17 protein-coding genes are annotated in these 15889 nt (G+C 67.0%); 1 reads left to right on the top strand and 16 read right to left on the bottom strand.

Translation table 11 applies throughout. The annotated features are described in order from the left end of the window. Window positions 1-30 precede the first annotated feature (30 nt). The 11 genes from DOL89_RS06845 to DOL89_RS06895 form a co-directional block, all read right to left on the bottom strand. The gene (locus DOL89_RS06845; RefSeq protein WP_119678461.1) at window positions 31-897 is read right to left on the bottom strand and encodes a DNA-3-methyladenine glycosylase family protein; all 867 of its coding nucleotides are present in this window, start codon (window positions 895-897) and stop codon (window positions 31-33) included. After that, complete coding sequence (locus DOL89_RS06850) at window positions 894-1574, bottom strand: ABC transporter ATP-binding protein (RefSeq protein ID WP_119678462.1); 681 nt, start codon at window positions 1572-1574, stop codon at window positions 894-896. Before DOL89_RS06850 ends, DOL89_RS06845 begins: the two co-directional genes overlap by 4 nt. After that, complete coding sequence (locus tag DOL89_RS06855) at window positions 1567-2823, bottom strand: lipoprotein-releasing ABC transporter permease subunit (protein WP_225889935.1); 1257 nt, start codon at window positions 2821-2823, stop codon at window positions 1567-1569. Before DOL89_RS06855 ends, DOL89_RS06850 begins: the two co-directional genes overlap by 8 nt. Then, window positions 2816-4054 carry a lipoprotein-releasing ABC transporter permease subunit gene (locus DOL89_RS06860; protein ID WP_119678463.1) on the bottom strand — a complete coding sequence of 413 codons (1239 nt, stop codon included), beginning with the start codon at window positions 4052-4054 and terminating at the stop codon, window positions 2816-2818. The genes DOL89_RS06855 and DOL89_RS06860 overlap by 8 nt, the downstream gene beginning before the upstream one ends. Before the next feature lie 103 nt (window positions 4055-4157). Next, on the bottom strand, window positions 4158-4448 hold the full coding sequence (locus tag DOL89_RS06865) for a type II toxin-antitoxin system RelE/ParE family toxin (protein WP_162937368.1): 291 nt from the start codon (window positions 4446-4448) through the stop codon (window positions 4158-4160). Between the two features lie 2 nt (window positions 4449-4450). Then, a complete protein-coding gene (locus DOL89_RS06870; protein ID WP_119678465.1) occupies window positions 4451-4660 on the bottom strand; it encodes an addiction module protein in 210 nt (69 codons plus the stop codon). Between the two features lie 68 nt (window positions 4661-4728). Continuing rightward, window positions 4729-5928 carry an MFS transporter gene (locus DOL89_RS06875; protein WP_119678466.1) on the bottom strand — a complete coding sequence of 400 codons (1200 nt, stop codon included), beginning with the start codon at window positions 5926-5928 and terminating at the stop codon, window positions 4729-4731. 17 nt (window positions 5929-5945) lie between these two features. After that, window positions 5946-6200, bottom strand: a complete 255-nt coding sequence (locus tag DOL89_RS06880) for a DUF2798 domain-containing protein (RefSeq protein ID WP_205574653.1) — start codon at window positions 6198-6200, stop codon at window positions 5946-5948. Between the two features lie 7 nt (window positions 6201-6207). After that, a complete protein-coding gene (gene proS, locus DOL89_RS06885; RefSeq protein ID WP_119678467.1) occupies window positions 6208-7512 on the bottom strand; it encodes a proline--tRNA ligase in 1305 nt (434 codons plus the stop codon). A gap of 668 nt (window positions 7513-8180) precedes the next feature. Further along, window positions 8181-9950: an adenine deaminase gene (gene ade / locus DOL89_RS06890; protein WP_449768887.1), complete on the bottom strand. Its 1770-nt coding sequence runs from the start codon at window positions 9948-9950 to the stop codon at window positions 8181-8183. Further along, window positions 9910-10392, bottom strand: coding sequence for a hypothetical protein (locus tag DOL89_RS06895; protein ID WP_162937369.1), 483 nt, complete (start codon window positions 10390-10392; stop codon window positions 9910-9912). The genes ade and DOL89_RS06895 overlap by 41 nt, the downstream gene beginning before the upstream one ends. A gap of 38 nt (window positions 10393-10430) precedes the next feature. Here DOL89_RS06895 and DOL89_RS06900 point away from each other — a divergent pair, with 38 nt between their 5' ends. Beyond that, a complete protein-coding gene (locus tag DOL89_RS06900; RefSeq protein ID WP_119678470.1) occupies window positions 10431-11723 on the top strand; it encodes an NCS2 family permease in 1293 nt (430 codons plus the stop codon). A gap of 364 nt (window positions 11724-12087) precedes the next feature. Here DOL89_RS06900 and DOL89_RS06905 read toward each other — a convergent pair whose 3' ends face one another. Genes DOL89_RS06905 through DOL89_RS06925 form a run of 5 tightly spaced genes read right to left on the bottom strand, consistent with a single transcriptional unit; the run spans window position 12088 to window position 15886 of the window. Further along, window positions 12088-12660: a DNA-3-methyladenine glycosylase I gene (locus tag DOL89_RS06905; protein ID WP_119678471.1), complete on the bottom strand. Its 573-nt coding sequence runs from the start codon at window positions 12658-12660 to the stop codon at window positions 12088-12090. Between the two features lie 49 nt (window positions 12661-12709). After that, entirely contained in the window at window positions 12710-12958 is a 249-nt protein-coding gene (locus DOL89_RS06910; protein ID WP_119678472.1) for a DUF1467 family protein, read from the bottom strand. Between the two features lie 10 nt (window positions 12959-12968). Then, on the bottom strand, window positions 12969-13373 hold the full coding sequence (gene mce / locus DOL89_RS06915; RefSeq protein WP_119678473.1) for a methylmalonyl-CoA epimerase: 405 nt from the start codon (window positions 13371-13373) through the stop codon (window positions 12969-12971). A gap of 39 nt (window positions 13374-13412) precedes the next feature. Beyond that, window positions 13413-15095, bottom strand: a complete 1683-nt coding sequence (locus tag DOL89_RS06920; protein ID WP_119678474.1) for a ribonuclease J — start codon at window positions 15093-15095, stop codon at window positions 13413-13415. Then, the gene (locus DOL89_RS06925) at window positions 15095-15886 is read right to left on the bottom strand and encodes a type III pantothenate kinase (RefSeq protein WP_119678475.1); all 792 of its coding nucleotides are present in this window, start codon (window positions 15884-15886) and stop codon (window positions 15095-15097) included. The genes DOL89_RS06920 and DOL89_RS06925 overlap by 1 nt, the downstream gene beginning before the upstream one ends. Window positions 15887-15889 lie beyond the last annotated feature (3 nt).

The following is a 15889-nucleotide window of genomic DNA, read 5'->3' on the forward strand; positions in this document are numbered from 1 at the left end:
GTGGCAAGACAGAAAGCCGCAGACCGGCCCCTAATCCGACAGGCTGGCCCAGAGACAGGCCGTCGCATGGCTGCGATAGGGGGCGAAGGGCTGCATCAGCGCGACCTGCTCCGCCGGGGTCGGCCGCCGCTCCCAACGATGAAACCGCTGCAGGGCCGCAGCAAGCCCGGCATCGCCCGCGGGCACGCAGTCCGGGAAGCCGCAGCTCCGCATCAGCACATATTGGCGGGTCCAGGGTCCGATCCCGCGGATGCCGGTCAACCTGCCTTCCGCCTCTTCCGCCGACAGCTCGGGCAGCCTTTCGATGTCCAGCCGCCCCTCGGCGATGTGGCGGGCGACGCCGATCAGATAGTCGGCCTTGGAGCGGGAGAACTTGCGCACAGTCAGCAGATCGGGGCTCAGCCCTGCCACCCGCTCCGGCGTCGGATGGGCGATCCCCCCATTGCGATGCGGCAGCCCGACCAGCTCGATCAGTGTCCGCCGCAGCGTGGCGGCGAAGGTCAGGTTGACCTGCTGCCCAACGATGGCCCAGCACAGCCCCTCGAACACCGTGGCGGACAGCGGGAAGCGCAGACCTTCCCGCCCGGCCAGCAGCCGCGCCACATCCGGTTCCGAAGCGGCCCGCGCCTCCAGCGGCCCCGGGTCATGCAGCAGGCCCAGCATCCGCCGCGTCGTTCGCTCCGCGATATCGGGAAATCCCGGCACGTCACAGTCGACTGCCGCGGCCCCATCCTCCAGCGCGATGTGCAGCCCCAGTGCCGCCCCCTGAACCTCCAGCACCTTCGACAGGGTATTCCCCTCGACCCGTTCCGCCGGGCTCTGCCGGTCGCGGCCCTGGTAGGACAGTGCCCAGTCGGGGCGGTAGCGGGGCGGCAAAGGGATGCGGATCGTGCTCACTGCTCCACCAGCAGCCCGTCGCGCATCTCCAGCACCCGGTCCATGCGCTGCGCCAGCTCCAGATTGTGGGTCGCGACCAGGGCGCCCACCCGCTGGGTCTTCACCAGATCGGCCAGCATGGCGAACACGATCTCCGACGTGGCGTGGTCCAGATTGCCCGTGGGCTCATCCGCGATCAGAACCTGCGGCCGGTTCGCCAGGGCGCGGGCGATGGCGACGCGCTGTTGCTCGCCGCCCGACAGCTTCGCCGGGCGGTGGCTGGCCCGTGCGCTCAGCCCCACCATGCCCAGCAGATCCAGCGCTCGCTCCCGCGCGGCTCCCCGCCCGACACCGGCGATCATCTGCGGGAGGATGATGTTCTCCTCCGCGCTGAACTCGGGCAGCAGATGGTGGAATTGGTAGACGAAGCCGATCCGGTTCCGCCGCAGCGCCGTCCGGTCCGCATCCGAAAGCCCCTTCGTGGAGCGCCCGTCCACGACCACGTCGCCGCCGTCCGCCTTTTCCAGCAGGCCGGCGATGTGCAGCAGCGTGGACTTGCCGGCACCGCTCGGCCCGACAAGCGCCACCAGCTCACCGGGCTGGATCGTGCAGGCAGCTCCCTGCAGCACGTCCAGCCGCTGCCCGGCCTGGGTGAAGCTGCGCCGTAGATCGTCGAGGATCAGCACGGGATCATTCATGACGGAGCACCTCCACAGGTTCCAGCCGCGCCGCGCGCCATGACGGATACAGCGTGGCCAGGAAACACAGCCCCACGGCCATCAGCGCCACCTGCGCCACCTGCCAGGGGTCGACGTCGGATGGCAGTTCGGACAGGAAATAGATGTCGGCATTGAACAGGTCGGTGCCGGTCAGTGCCTGGACCGCTTGGCGCAGCCCCTCCACATTCCCGGCCACCACCACGCCCAGCACTACGCCCGCCACCGTGCCCAGCACGCCGATGGAGGCGCCGGACATGAAGAATATCCGCATGATCATGCCGCGGGTCGCCCCCATGGTGCGCAGGATCGCGATCTCCCGCCCCTTGTCCTGCACCATCATGATCATTCCGGAGATGATGTTCAGCGCCGCGACCAGCACGATCAGCCCCAGGATCAAGGACACGACGTTGCGCTGAGTCTCAATGAAGCCGAAGAAGGAGCCGTTGATCTGCCGCCAGTCCAGCACCGCCACGTCCGGCGGCAGCGCCGCATCCACGGCATCGCGGGCCGGACCGGGATTGGATGGGTCGGCCAGATAAACCTCCAGCGTGCTTGCCCGGTCACCGGTCTCGAACAAGGCCTGCGCATCCTGCATCCGCATCAGCACGACGCCGCCATCGATCTGGGTCACGCCCAGTTGGAATATGCCAGTCACGGGGTAGGCCCGGGAGCGTGGAACCGCTCCTTCTCCGCCGGACTGCGGGCTCAGGATGGTGACGCGGTCGCCCAGCTTGATGCCGCCCTGATCCGCCAGCCGACGGCCGATCACGATGCCATCGGCCTCAGGGAAGCTCCCCTCCTCGATCGCGTCGGCGAAGACCGCCCGCCGCTCGATATCCTCGGCCCGGATGCCCTTGACCGCGACGCCGGCGGACAGGTCCCGGTAGGACAGCAGGGCCGGACGGTCCAGGGAGGCGGTGACCGCCGTGACGCCCGGCAGGCCTGTCAGCCGGTCCGCATAGCCACGGTAATCGGCAATCGGCTCGCCCATCCCATGCACCAGAACATGTCCCTGGAAGCTCAGGATGCGGGCCAGCAGGTCCTTGCTGAACCCGTTGAACACGGCCAGCGTGACGATCAGCGTCGCCACCCCCAGCACGATGCCCAGGAAGGAGAATCCGGCGATGACGGAGATGAAGCCTTCCTGCCGGCGGGCGCGCAGATAGCGGAAGGCGATCATCCGCTCCGCCGCGGAGAAGATGCCGACCTTGTTCATGGCATCAGCCATAGCGCAGCGCCTCCACCGGGTCGAGCCGGGCTGCGCGCATGGCCGGGTACACCGTCGCCCCGACGGAGAGCACAAGCCCCATAGCCACCACCAGCGCCACCTCGCCCCAGTCGATCACCGCCGGCAGGTCGCTGATGAAGCCGACCTCCGCCTGCGCTCCGCCGCCGGAGAGCGCCGTGATCGCCGCACCGATGGGCCTGAGATTCTCGGTCACCGCGATGCCCAGCCCGAACCCGGCCAGCGTGCCCACCACGCCGATGGAGGCCCCGGCCAGCAGGAACACCCGCATGATGCTGCCCTGGCCAGCACCCATGGTGCGCAGGATGGCGATGTCCGGCCCCTTGTCGCGGACCAGCATGACCATGCTGCTGATGATGTTGAAGCTGGCGACCAGGATGATCAGGGTCAGCACGATGAACATCGCCACCCGCTCAACCGCCAGGGCGGTGACCAGGCTGGCATTCAGGTCGCGCCAGTCCCGCACCCGCAGCTCCGGCCCGGCCGCGGGCTCCAGCGCCGCGCGCATGGCCTCCGGATCCTGCGGATCGGTGACGAACACGTCGATCCCGGTCACCGCTTCGGGCATGCGGAAGAAAGTCTGTGCGGTTTCCAGCGGCATGTAGAGCAGGCTCTGATCGAACTCCGCCATTTCCAGGTTCAGCACGGCATAGACGGTGAAGGTGCGCTTGCGCGGGATCACGCCGAAGGGCGTCGGCGTGCCGCGCGGGCTGATCAGCGTGATCTCCGACCCGACTCCGACGCCCAATTGACGGGCCAGCCCGATGCCGAGCGCCACCCCATCCTCCCCCAGGTCGGGAAGGCCCATCATCACCGACCGTCCCACGATGGGCCGCTTGGCGAAATCCTCGGAGGCCAATCCTCGCACCTGCGCCCCGGTCGCCCGGCCGCCGACGGTTATCAGCGCCTGCGCCTCGATCACCGGCATGGCCTGGACCACGCCGGGTGCGGTCCGCACCCGCTCCAGTACCGGCCCGTAATCCCGGAGGTTGCCCTGCTGGGCGGTGAGGACGGCATGGGCATTGATGCCCTGGATGCGCCCGATCAGCTCCGCCCGGAAGCCGTTCATGACCGACATGACGATGATCAGCGTCGCGACGCCAAGCGCGATCCCCAGGAAGGAGAATCCGGCGATGACCGACACCGTCCCTTCCTGCCGGCGGGAGCGGAGGTAGCGGAGCGCCACCAGGCGTTCGAATGCGGAAAAGACCATGGACGCTTTCACAACGGAACCAGCCGCATCCCGGGAGATGCCGCCTCAACAGGGCGCGAATATGGCGCTCAGGGCTGCATTCGTCTGCAACAATCTCCAGCGGTCAGAACCGTTGCTGCCGGTGGGCGGGATCACGGCTGGTGTGGAAGCAGGCGACCACGCGCACGCTCCGTTCGGAGACGTAGAAGTAGAGAACATAGGGAAAGCGCCGGAGTGAGGCGCGCCGGGCGCCCTTCTCAGCCATCGGAAATGCCAACGGATGCATCGACAGGCGCTGGGCGAGCGATCTCAAATCCTCCAGCAGCTCACTTCCCAGCCCCTCGCCTTGGTCGTCGTACCACGCCTTGGCTGATGCGATGTCCGCCTTTGCTTCGGCGGAGAAGACCACGCGCATGATCAGCGGGTCCGACGTTCCAGATCGGCTTCCAACTCGTCCCATGTGAACCAGTCCGTCTGCCCGGATTCGGCCAGCTCCATGCGATGCTCAAGCTCTGCGGCTTGCGCATCGGTCAGAGACAGGCGGTCCTTCTCAAGGCTTTCCCAAAGCTCACCGATGAGTTGGAGGCGTTGCTGCGGCGTCAGGTGAGAGAAGTCGAGAACGGGCATGGGCGACTCTCGGAGCGGAAACCTTCCGTGAATCTGGCACTGCCGACGGGGCCTGTCCACCCCGCCTTCTACTCCGCCACGGCGATAGCCGCCGCCCGTCGCGTCGGCGCGCAGGCGAAGATCACCGCCGCGAGGATGCCCAGACCACCACAGGCCAGCCACAGCAGGTTGGGATCGGCGGCATAGAGTGCGCCGCCGGCGGCAGGGCCCAGCAGGGACGACCAGCCCCAACTGGCGCTCAGCGTGCCCTGGTACAGGGCGCGCCGTCCCGGCGGGGCCGCCCTGGCCAGGAGGGCCGGCGCGACTGGCGATATGATCATCTCCCCGAAGGTCCAGAGCACCACGGTGGCGCAGTAGAGCGGCAGGGTTTCCACGGCCCCGGTCAGGGCCATGCCGCCGCCGAACAGCAGCGCGCCTGTTGCCAGGGCCAGCCGCGGCTCGACCTTCGCGACCCACTGCGCGATGGGCAGGGACAGGGCCACGACGGTCAGACCGTTCAGGGCGATGGCGATGCCGTAATCGGTGTTGGACAGCCCGTCCGCCCGCATGGCCAGCGGCAGCATGGAGTAGGACTGGAAGAACAGGATGGCGGTCAGGATCGAGCCGCCGGACACCGTCCACACCACCGGGTCGCGCAGCACCCGCCAGGCGTTGGGCCGGGTCAGCCCCGGCCCGCCGCCGGCGACATGCCGCTCCGGCTCGCGGAACAGCAGCACCAGGATCACGGCATAGGCCAGGATGACGGCACCATTGGCGAAGAACAGCGCGCCGTAGCCCAGCATGGCCAGCGCCCCGCCCAGCACCGGCACGATGGCGGAGCCGATGTTGGCGACCCAGTAGTTCAGGGCGAACACCTTCACCCGCCTGTCCTCCGGCACCATGTCGGCCATCGCCGCCATGGCGGCCGGCTTGTAGATGTCGGCGAACAGGCCGGTGAAGAACAGCCCGACGGCCAGGAGCCAGGGCGCCTCCACGAACGGTCCCAGCGGGAACAGGCAGCCGGCGCCGAGCAGGGAGATCAGCATGGCCGGCCGCCGGCCCAGCCGGTCGGCCACCAACCCGCCCACAACGCTGCCCAGCACCGCCCCGGCCCCGTAGCCGGACACGATCAGCCCGGCCCGGTCGGGCGTCAGTCCCCGCGCCTCCGTCAGGAACAGGGTGAGGAACGGGGCGACCATGTAGCCGATGCGGAGCAGCAGCACGCCGCCCAGCAGCACCCAGACCCCGCGCGGATAGCCGGACAGGCCGGCGGTCCACCGCTTCGGCATTCGGAAAATCCCCTGGCTCAGGCGGCGGGCGGCGGGAGGGTCAGGCGGGCGACGACGCGACGGACCAGCGGGGCCACGACCAGCACGGTGGGAAAGGCGACGCCCCAGGATGGAAGCCACGCCTGGAACCAGATCGCCGGGAAGTTCGGCGGCAGCCCGGTGGCGCGGAGTGTCGCGATGCCCGACACGATCAGGGACATAAGCCCCGACAGCAGGAACCCGAACAGGACCGGCGCATAGCGCGCCGGTATCAGCCCCTTCTGTTCCGACATCGCCGCCTCAGCCCGTGACCTTCGCCAGCGCCTCTTCCACCGGCAGCTCCAGCTTCTCCCCGGTGGCGCGGCGCTTCACCTCGACGACGCCGTTCTTCAGCCCGCGCGGGCCGATGGTGAGCTGCCAGGGAATGCCGATCAGGTCCATGTCGGCGAACTTGGCGCCCGGCCGTTCGTTGCGGTCGTCATAGAGCACGTCGACGCCCTGGGCCTGGAGCCTGCCATAGAGCTCATCGCAGACGCGGGCGCATTCGGCGTCGTCGGCCTTGAGATTGATCAGGGCCACCTTGAAGGGCGCGATCGGGTCCGGCCAGACGATGCCATTCTCGTCATGGCTGGCCTCGATGATGGCGGCGACCACGCGGCTGACGCCGATGCCGTAGCTGCCCATCTCCACCGTCACCGGCTGCCCGTCGGGGCCGGCGACCACGGCGCCCATGGGGGCGGAGTATTTGGTGCCGAAATAGAAGATGTGCCCGACCTCGATCCCGCGCGCCGTCTCCAGCTCCGCCGGGGCCGTGGCGGGATCGTGCATCTCCTCCGTCGCGGCATAGATGTTGGTGTACTTCTCGAAGAAGTCCTTCAGGTCGCTGCCATAGCCGGGATCGTCGGCCAGCACGTCCATCTCCAGCCACTGCCTGTCGCAGAAGACCTGGCTCTCGCCCGTCTCCGCCAGGATGATGAATTCGTGGGAGAGGTCGCCGCCGATGGGGCCGGTGTCGGCGCGCATCGGGATCGCTTTGATGCCCATGCGGGCGAAGGTGCGCAGATAGGCCAGGAACATCCGGCGGTAGGACAGCTCCGCCCCGGCCCGATCCAGGTCGAAGGAGTAGTTGTCCTTCATCAGGAACTCGCGGCCCCGCATCAGGCCGAAGCGCGGCCGGATCTCATCCCGGAACTTCCACTGGATATGGTAGAGATTCTTCGGCAGGTCCTTGTAGCTCTTCACGAACGTCTTGAAGATGTCGGTGATCATCTCCTCGTTCGTGGGGCCGTACAGCATCTCCCGCTCATGCCGGTCGGTGATGCGCAGCATCTCCTTGCCATAGGCCTCGTACCGGCCGGACTGCTTCCACAGGTCGGCGGACTGGATGGTGGGCATCAGCATTTCCTGGGCCCCTGCCCGGTCCTGCTCCTCCCGCACGATCTGGCTGACCTTCTGCAACACCTTCCAGCCCAGCGGCAGCCACGCATAGATGCCGGCGGAGGTCTGCCGGATCATGCCCGCGCGCAGCATCAGCCGATGGCTGACCACCTGCGCCTCGGCGGGGTTCTCTTTCAGCGTGGGCAGGAAGAAGGCGGACATGCGCATGGGCGGGCACTCGTCGTGCGGGGTGGAAAGTCGCGCGGGACTTTAGGGATTCGCACGGCGGGAGGCAACGGGCGTGGCAGCCGGGGCGGCCATGCCGGGAACAGCGGGCCTTGACGCACCTAACGCATCCCTTAACGCACCAAAGGCACCGCATAACGCACCATGATCGCCAGGAGTCGCGTTAGCCTGTCTCGGAGTTCACCATGTGCAAGCCGCCGGCGCTTGGCCGGTTCGGACAGAATGGAACAATTGAGGAACGTTGTCAGCCCGGTGGTTTTCGTCGGGGGAACCGTAGGTCGGATTAGCGAAGCGTAATCCGACACACTGTGGCCGGTCTTCCCCGGTGGTGCCGGGTTGGAAAGCTCGGAAGGCAAGCTCCCGCCTCCAATTCCTCGCCCTAGCCGCCTTAGGCGTCTGCCTGCGGCAACGACAAGCTCAGGGTGAGGAATTGGGGGCTACCCTCCCTGCTCACAAATCAAACCCGTTTCGAAATCCCGGAAAGGCCAAGATGATCAGCAACCTCTATCTCACCTTGAGCTTGTCGAAGGGCGAGGGGGAGGTTGCGGGGCGCGGGTTTGTCGAACACCGACACACCGCCGCCGGTCCTCACCACCGCGTCGGATTACGCGGCGTTGCCGCTAATCCGACCTACGGGTTCGCGAGGCACATCAGGCGGCCACCAACTCGAACCTGTCCACATCCACCAGCCCCATGTCGGTGATCTTCAGATGCGGGATCACCGGCAGGGGGAGGAAGGCGAGTTGAAGGAAGGGTTCGGCCAGGGGGCAGCCCATCTGGCGGACGGATCGGCGTAAGGCTTCCAGCTTGTGTTCCACGGCCTCGAACGGGTCGAGGCTCATCAGGCCGGCCACCGGCAGGGCGATTTCACCGACGACATTGCCGCCGACCACGGCCACAAAGCCGCCGCCGAGTTCGATCAGGCGGTTCACGGCCACGGCCATGTCCTCATCCGCCGCCCCCACCACGCAGATATTGTGGCTGTCATGGCCCACGGAGCTGGCGAGCGCGCCGGACTTGAAGCCGAAGCCGCGGACGAAGCCCTTGCCGATGTTGCGGGTCTTGCCGTGCCGCTCCACCACGCAGATCTTCAGGATGTCGTTCTCCGGATCTGCGTGGCGGAGGCCGTTGCGGTAGGGGACGGCGCCGGTCTGCGCCTCCGTCAGGATCTTGCCGGGGAGTACGCCGATCACCGGCGTGGTCGGCCCCTGCCCCGGTGCGGCGAAGTCGGAGGCCGAGACCTTGGCCCGCTTGATGCTGTCCAGGCCGACCGGCGGCGGCTGGGTGCGGCCGGCGAAGATGTCGGGGGTGACCACCCGGCCGGCGGCGATCACCTGGGACACGGCGCATTCCACGAGATCGTCCAGCAGCACGATGTCCGCCCGGTAGCCCGGCGCGATCAGGCCGCGGTCGGTCAGGCCGAAGCCGCGGGCGGCGGACCAGGTGGCGGCGCGGTAGACGGCGACCTGATCGGCCCCGCCCGTGATGGCGCGGCGGATCAGATGGTCCAGATGCCCTTCCTCCGCGATGTCCAGCGGGTTGCGGTCGTCGGTGCAGAAGGCCAGGAAGGGGCTGGTGGTCATGTCCACCAAGGGCGCCAGCTCATCCACATCCTTGGACACGCTGCCGTCGCGAATCAGGACCTGCATGCCCTTGGACAGCTTCTCCCGCGCTTCCGCCACGCTGGTGCTTTCATGGCAGTTGCGGATGCCGCAGGAGAGATAGGCGTTCAGGTCCTTGCCGGTGACCAGCGGGCAGTGCCCGTCGATATGCGCGCCGTGGAAGGCCGCCAGCTTCTCCAGCGTCTCATCATCCTGGAGCAGCACGCCGGGGAAGTTCATGAATTCGGCAAGGCCGATCACCTTGGGATGGTCCCGATGCCGGACCAGATCGTCCGCCAGAAGCCGCGCCCCCGCCGTTTCCAGATGTGTAGCCGGCACGCAGCTTGAGAGCTGGACCCGCAGGTCCATCGCCATATGGAGGGAGCTGTCCAGGAAGTAGCGCAGCCCCTCATCGCCCAGCACGTTGCAGATCTCATGCGGGTCGCAGATGGCCGTGGTGGTGCCGCGGGGCAGGACGCAGCGGTCGAACTCCCCCGGTACCACGCAGGTGCTTTCACAATGCACATGGGTGTCGATGAAGCCGGGCACGGCGAAGCGGCCCCTGGCATCGATCTCCACCACCCCGTCATAGCGGTCATAGGTGCCGACGATGGTGTCGCCGCAGATGGCGATGTCGGTCTCCACCAGCTCCCCGGTGGCGACGTTCAGCATGCGGGCGTTCTTCACGACCAGATCGGCCTTGCCGCGCCCAAGCGCCTGATCGATCCGCCGCTTCAGAACCGCCTTCGCCGCCGCCCGCTCCATCGTACCAATCCTCTCAACGATCACCGTGTCGGGCACATACTGCCACAAGCTCATGCGCCGCGGCTTCCCCGATCGGCTGGCCGTTGAACAGAACCTGATCGCCCTGCACGAGGACGGAGCCGAGATAGGCCTCGGGAAAGTGGAGTGCGTCGGCGGGAATGCCGAAATGTCCGGCCATGGGCACGGTAACGGCGACTTCGATCACCTCCGGCAGGAGGGGCGTGCCGCCGGGCAGGTCGGCCGGGGCGATGGGGCGGCCCTGGATGTCCACGCCCGGCCGGTACTCCACATCCGCCGCCGGGACATGCCGCGGCAGATAGCGGCAGACCGCGCGGTCCATGATGATGGCGGGTTTGTGCGCCGGGGCCGCGGAGCTGCTCTCCGCTGGCGGAGGGGACCAGATGACCTTCTGCCCCGCGGCGGGCGCTCCGCCCAGCATGAGAAGAGCGGCGGCCAAGCCGCTGGCAATCCTGCCGCATCCGCGAAATACTCGCATGGCCTTCCCCCTTGGCTCCGCCCTTACGGAGTGTCCCCGTGCTCGAATCATACTTCAAACTCCGTGAACACGGCACCAACGTGCGCACGGAGGTCCTGGCCGGCCTGACCACCTTCCTGACGATGGCCTATATCATCTTCGTCAATCCGCAGATCCTGGCGACGACGGGGATGGATGCGGGGGCGGTGTTCGTGGCCACCTGCGTGGCGGCGGCGGTGGGCACGGGGATCATGGCGCTGGTCGCCAACTACCCCATCGCCCTTGCCCCCGGCATGGGGCTGAACGCCTACTTCGCCTTCACGGTTGTCGGGCAGATGGGCTATTCGTGGCAGGTGGCGCTGGGGGCGGTGTTCCTGTCCGGCGTGGTCTTCCTGGCCCTGACCGTGCTGCCCGTTCGGGAGTGGGTGATCAACGCCATCCCCCACAGCCTGAAAATGGCGATCAGCGCCGGCATCGGGCTGTTCCTGGGCATCATCGCCCTCCAGAACGCGGGCATCGTGGTGGATCATCCGGTCACGCTGGTGACGCTGGGCGATCTGGCGAACCCGGCGGCGATGCTGGCCGGCTTCGGCTTCGTGCTGCTGGTGGCGCTGGTCGCGTGGCGGGTTACGGGGGCCGTGATCATCGCCATCCTGGTGACGGCCGTGATCGGCATGATGCTGGGGGTGAGCCCGTTCGGCGGGCGCATCTTCTCCCTGCCGCCCAGCCCGGCACCTACGCTGCTGGCGATGGATATCGGCGGCGCGCTACAGGCCGGGCTGGTGACCATCGTCTTCACCTTCCTGTTCATCGATCTGTTCGATACGGCGGGCACGCTGATCGGCGTGTCCCACCGGGCCGGGCTGCTGACGCCGGAGGGCAAGCTGCCAAGGCTGAAGCGCGCCCTGCTGGCCGACAGCTCGGCGACCATGGTGGGGGCGGCGCTGGGCACCTCCACCGTCACCAGCTACATCGAGTCGGCGGCCGGCACCAATGTGGGCGGGCGCACCGGGCTGACGGCGCTGACCGTGGCGGTGCTGTTCCTGGCCTGCCTGTTCCTGGCGCCTCTGGCCGGCGACATCCCGGCCTATGCCACGGCGCCCGCCCTGCTTTATGTCGCCTGCCTGATGGCGCGCGGCCTGACGGAGGTGGATTGGGACGACATCACGGAATATGTGCCGGCGGTGGTCGCTGCGGTGACCATGCCGCTCACCTACTCCATCGCCAACGGCATCGCCTTCGGCTTCATCGCCTATGCGGCGATCAAGCTGCTGAGCGGCAGGTTCCGGGAGGTCGGGCCGGCCGTGCTGGTGCTGGCGGGCCTGTTCATCGTGAAGTTCGCGATCCTTTGACCGGATTCAGGTGCAGCGGCTCGGTAGGAGCCGATTGCCTATGCTTTGGCTAAGCCGCTGCACTAAAAAATTCACATCGCCCGATAAAAAGGCAAAATAGAGCGTGACCGGCTGCGACAGATTGTCTATAGTCCGGTCACACAAACAAAAAGACCGCGCCATGAAACGGCGCGGCCTGAGTTTAGGGAGGAATCGCCACCAGGCGTCTGTCAAGAGGGATCAACCTCTCGACATGAATCAGATTGATACCACTCTTCACGCAAGGCAAGCCGAAAACAGGCTTGCCTTTCTTTTTTGGACGTTTTTTTCGCCATTTGCACACGATGCGTGCATTCGCTCAGGTCCTGAGCTGCCGGCTGCCTAATCAGAAGGCAGCAAAATCGGAGAAACCGGTGTCACGGGCCTGCATCCAGGGGACGCCGACCCGAGTCAGGCGGATATAAGCCGGGCAGCCCGGCTGGTGGGCACCCGGCAGGAAGCTGATGCTCATCAGGAATTCGCCCACGATCTCCCCTCCGGTGAAGCGGAAGGTCTTCTTGAATAGCTTTACCCACTCCGCCTTCGTGCGCGGATGGTGGGCCAGCAGCCAGGGATGGAAGCCGCCATGGCTTTCCCGCAGCCGCCGAATCACGCCTGCATTGTGGATCGCCGCTTCGATCTTCAGCCGGTTCCGGATGATGCCGGGGTCGGCCATCAGCCGTGCCACATCCTCCGGCCCGTAGGCAGCGACCCGGTCGACCTCGAACCCGTCATAGGCCCGGCGGAAGCCGTCGCGCTTCTTCAGGATGGTCAGCCAGGACAGGCCGGCCTGGTTGATCTCCAGCACCAGCCGCGCGAACAGCTCCGCCTCCCCGGTCAGGGGCAGGCCGTATTCGGCATCGTGATAGGAGCCGTGCCATTCATGGCCGGGGGCAACGTCGCAATAGCTCAGTGTCACGGTAGGGCGCCGGTTGTTAGGACGGGCCGGGAGCACGTCAGCGCGCCAGCTATTCGATGCGCATCAGCTCCGCCCAGTCGATCAGGCCGCTGGTGAAAAGCCAGCGGCCGCCCACGACGATGATCGTGGTCAGCACCGTCGTCCAGATGAATTTCTTCACCAGCATGGGCCGCGCCGGGGCGCTGCTCGCCATTCCCGGCTCCACCTCCTCCGGCGGGCGGGCGCCCCAGGGGAGCACGGCGAACAGCACGATCCACCAGATCGTGAAGTAGATCGCAATCAGCGTCGGCCAACCCATTCCTACCGCCTCACACCTGCTCCAACTCGACCAGCGTGCCCATGAAGTCCTTGGGGTGCAGGAACAGCACCGGCCTGTCATGGGCGCCGATCTTCGGCTCCCCATCGCCCAGCACGCGCATCCCGTCGGCCTTCAGCCGGTCGCGGGCGGCCAGGATATCCTCCACCTCATAGCACACATGGTGCATGCCGCCGGACGGGTTGGAGGCCAGGAACCTGGCGATCGGGCTGCCCTCTCCCAGCGGGTGCAGCAGCTCGATCTTCGTGTTGGGGAGTTCCACGAAAACGGTGGTCACGCCATGGGCCGGAAGGTCCAAAGCCTCGCTCACCTTCGCCCCCAGCGTATCGCGGTAGGTCGCCGTGGCGGCGGCCAGGTCCGGCACCACGATAGCCACATGATTGAGCCGCCCGATCATCGTTCTCTCCCCTGCCCGTCCTTGTCGCCGCCTGCCCGGTTATACCCGGATCAGATGCACTTCGGTCAGCGGCTTGCGCCCCTGCCAGGAATTGAAGGCCCTGCGAACCGCCAGGCGGGCGGCCTCCCGGATGGCCTGATCATCATGGCGGGAGGGGCGCGGAAGCCCTTCCACGGCGTTGCGGATCAGGCGGATCAGCTCCAGCCGGTCCGCCTGATCCTCCTCCCCTTCCAGCAGGCCCATCACGGCCACCTGGGGATCGGCGACCAGCTCGCCCGCGCGCGTGGCCACCAGGGTCACGACAGCGGCGCCGTTGCTCATCATCCTCTGCCGCGACCGCATGGCCGTGCCGCCCAGGGGAACGATGCGCTTGCCATCGATGCAGAGCCGGCCGGTGGGCACGTAGCCCACGATCTCCGCCTGCCCGGGTGCGATGCGGATCACGGCCCCATCCTCCGGAATGATCGTCTCCGGCACCTGGCAGTCGCGGGCCAGTTCCGCGTGGGCTTCCAGATGCCGCTGCTCCCCATGCACTGGGATCGCCACAGACGGCCGCACCCACTGGTACATGCTCACCAACTCATCCCGGTAGGGGTGGCCGGAGACGTGGACGAAGGCATCGTCGGCGGTGATGATCTTCACGCCGCGCTTCAACAGGCCGTTCTGGATACGCGCGATGGACTTCTCGTTCCCCGGAATCTCGCGGGCGGAGAAGACGACCACGTCGCCCCGCTCCAGCACCACCTCGGGGTGGTCGCCATTGGCGATGCGGGACAGCGCCGCCCGCGGTTCCCCCTGGCTGCCCGTGCAGATGAGGACAACCTTGTCCTTGGGCAGATAGCCGGCGTCATGCTCGGTAACGAAGGCCGGGAGATCGGTGAGATAGCCGTTGGCCCGTGCTGCCGCATCGATGCGCCAGAGCGAGCGGCCGACCAGGGCCACGCTGCGCCCGTTCGCTTCGGCGGCCTTGGCGATGGAGTGCAGGCGGGCGACATTGGTGGCAAAGCATCCAACGGCGATCCGGCAGTCATACTGCCCGAACAGTTCGGTCAGGCCCTCCAGAACCTCCGCCTCAGACCCGGAGTGACCGGGCACCAGGGCGTTGGTGCTGTCGCAGATCATCGCCGTGACCCCGGCATCGCCGAGCGCCTTCAGCGCCGCCTCGTCCGCCGTAGCGCCGATCACGGGATCGGGATCGAGCTTCCAGTCGCCGGTGTGGAGAACGGTGCCGGTCGGCGTGCGGATCACCAGGGCATTGGGTTCCGGGATGGAATGGGTGACAGTGATGAACTCCAGGTCGAAGGGGCCGACCTGGAACTTGCCGGACATCGGGATCTCGATGATCTGCACATCGCCCGCCATGCCACGCTCCTGCAGCTTCGTGCGCAGCACGGTGGCGGTGAAGGGCGTGCAGTAGACGGGGCAACCGAGCTCGGGCCAGAGATAGGGCACCGCGCCGAGATGGTCCTCATGCGCATGGGTCAGGACAAGCCCGGCCAGATCCTCCGCCCGATCGGCGATGAACTCGGGATCGGGCAGGATGACATCGATTCCGGGGGTGCTGTCGTCGCCGAAGGTGATGCCCAGATCCACCATCAGCCATTTGCCGCGATAGCCGTAGAGGTTCAGGTTCATCCCGATCTCCCCGGCCCCGCCGAGCGGCAGGAAGTACAGGGATTCGTGTTCGAATTCCTCGTCGTCGATTATGAGATCGTGGCTCATCAATCCGTCCGGCCTGCGTTGCGTTTGTGGATCACCAGAAGGCCCCGCAGCGTGAGGTCCCCGTCGATGTGGTCGACCAGATCCGACTCTTCTGCGAACAGGCGCACCAGCCCACCCGTCCCGATTACCGTCACCTTCGGCGTTCCGGTGGGCGACAGTTCCGCCCTGATCCGCTTCAGGATGCCTTCGATCATTCCGGTATAGCCCCAGAACATGCCGGACTGCATGGCCCCCACGGTGCTACGCCCGATGGCTGCGCCCGGCTTGGCGATGTCCACCTTCGGCAACTGGGCGGCAACCCGATGCAGCGCGTCCAGCGACAGTACCGGCCCCGGCGCGATCACTCCGCCGGCGAAGTTGCCATCGGCATCCACGACGTCGAACGTCGTACCGGTGCCGATGTCGATCACCACCAGCGGCGGCGGGTAGAGCGCGACAGCGGACACGGCGTTGACCAGGCGGTCAGCCCCGGCTTCCTTCGGGTTCTCCAGCTTGACCTCGAGGCCGAGCTTCACCTGCGGGTCGCCTATCCGCATCGGTGTTGCGCCGAAATGTTCCTCGCACAGCTTGATCAGGGTATGAGTCTGCGACGGCACCACGCTGGACAGGATGGCGGCATGGATGTCCGCCGGCCGCAGCCCCTTCATTTCCATCAGGGCGACGAGCCAGACCGCGTATTCGTCGGAGGTTCGCCGACCGTCCGTCGAGATGCGCCATTGTCCGCGCTTCTCGTCCCCGTCATAGACGGCGAAGACCACGTTCGTGTTGCCGGCGTCGATGGCGAGCAGCATGGC

It is taken from the genome of Indioceanicola profundi (genome assembly GCF_003568845.1).
In the GTDB taxonomy this organism is placed as follows: domain Bacteria; phylum Pseudomonadota; class Alphaproteobacteria; order Azospirillales; family Azospirillaceae; genus Indioceanicola; species Indioceanicola profundi.

Excerpts from the sequence above, each read along its gene's own strand:
- DOL89_RS06870 (WP_119678465.1), bottom strand. The coding sequence starts at position 4,660 with ATGCCCGTTCTCGACTTCTCTCACCTGACGCCGCAGCAACGCCTCCAA.
- DOL89_RS06880 (WP_205574653.1), bottom strand. The coding sequence starts at position 6,200 with ATGTCGGAACAGAAGGGGCTGATACCGGCGCGCTATGCGCCGGTCCTG.
- DOL89_RS06895 (WP_162937369.1), bottom strand. The coding sequence starts at position 10,392 with ATGCGAGTATTTCGCGGATGCGGCAGGATTGCCAGCGGCTTGGCCGCC.
- DOL89_RS06865 (WP_162937368.1), bottom strand. The coding sequence starts at position 4,448 with ATGCGCGTGGTCTTCTCCGCCGAAGCAAAGGCGGACATCGCATCAGCC.
- DOL89_RS06850 (WP_119678462.1), bottom strand. The coding sequence starts at position 1,574 with ATGAATGATCCCGTGCTGATCCTCGACGATCTACGGCGCAGCTTCACC.
- DOL89_RS06875 (WP_119678466.1), bottom strand. The coding sequence starts at position 5,928 with ATGCCGAAGCGGTGGACCGCCGGCCTGTCCGGCTATCCGCGCGGGGTC.
- DOL89_RS06920 (WP_119678474.1), bottom strand. The coding sequence starts at position 15,095 with ATGAGCCACGATCTCATAATCGACGACGAGGAATTCGAACACGAATCC.
- DOL89_RS06855 (WP_225889935.1), bottom strand. The coding sequence starts at position 2,823 with ATGGCTGATGCCATGAACAAGGTCGGCATCTTCTCCGCGGCGGAGCGG.
- DOL89_RS06860 (WP_119678463.1), bottom strand. The coding sequence starts at position 4,054 with ATGGTCTTTTCCGCATTCGAACGCCTGGTGGCGCTCCGCTACCTCCGC.
- DOL89_RS06925 (WP_119678475.1), bottom strand. The coding sequence starts at position 15,886 with ATGCTGCTCGCCATCGACGCCGGCAACACGAACGTGGTCTTCGCCGTC.
- ade (WP_449768887.1), bottom strand. The coding sequence starts at position 9,950 with ATGAGCTTGTGGCAGTATGTGCCCGACACGGTGATCGTTGAGAGGATT.
- proS (WP_119678467.1), bottom strand. The coding sequence starts at position 7,512 with ATGCGCATGTCCGCCTTCTTCCTGCCCACGCTGAAAGAGAACCCCGCC.
- DOL89_RS06910 (WP_119678472.1), bottom strand. The coding sequence starts at position 12,958 with ATGGGTTGGCCGACGCTGATTGCGATCTACTTCACGATCTGGTGGATC.
- mce (WP_119678473.1), bottom strand. The coding sequence starts at position 13,373 with ATGATCGGGCGGCTCAATCATGTGGCTATCGTGGTGCCGGACCTGGCC.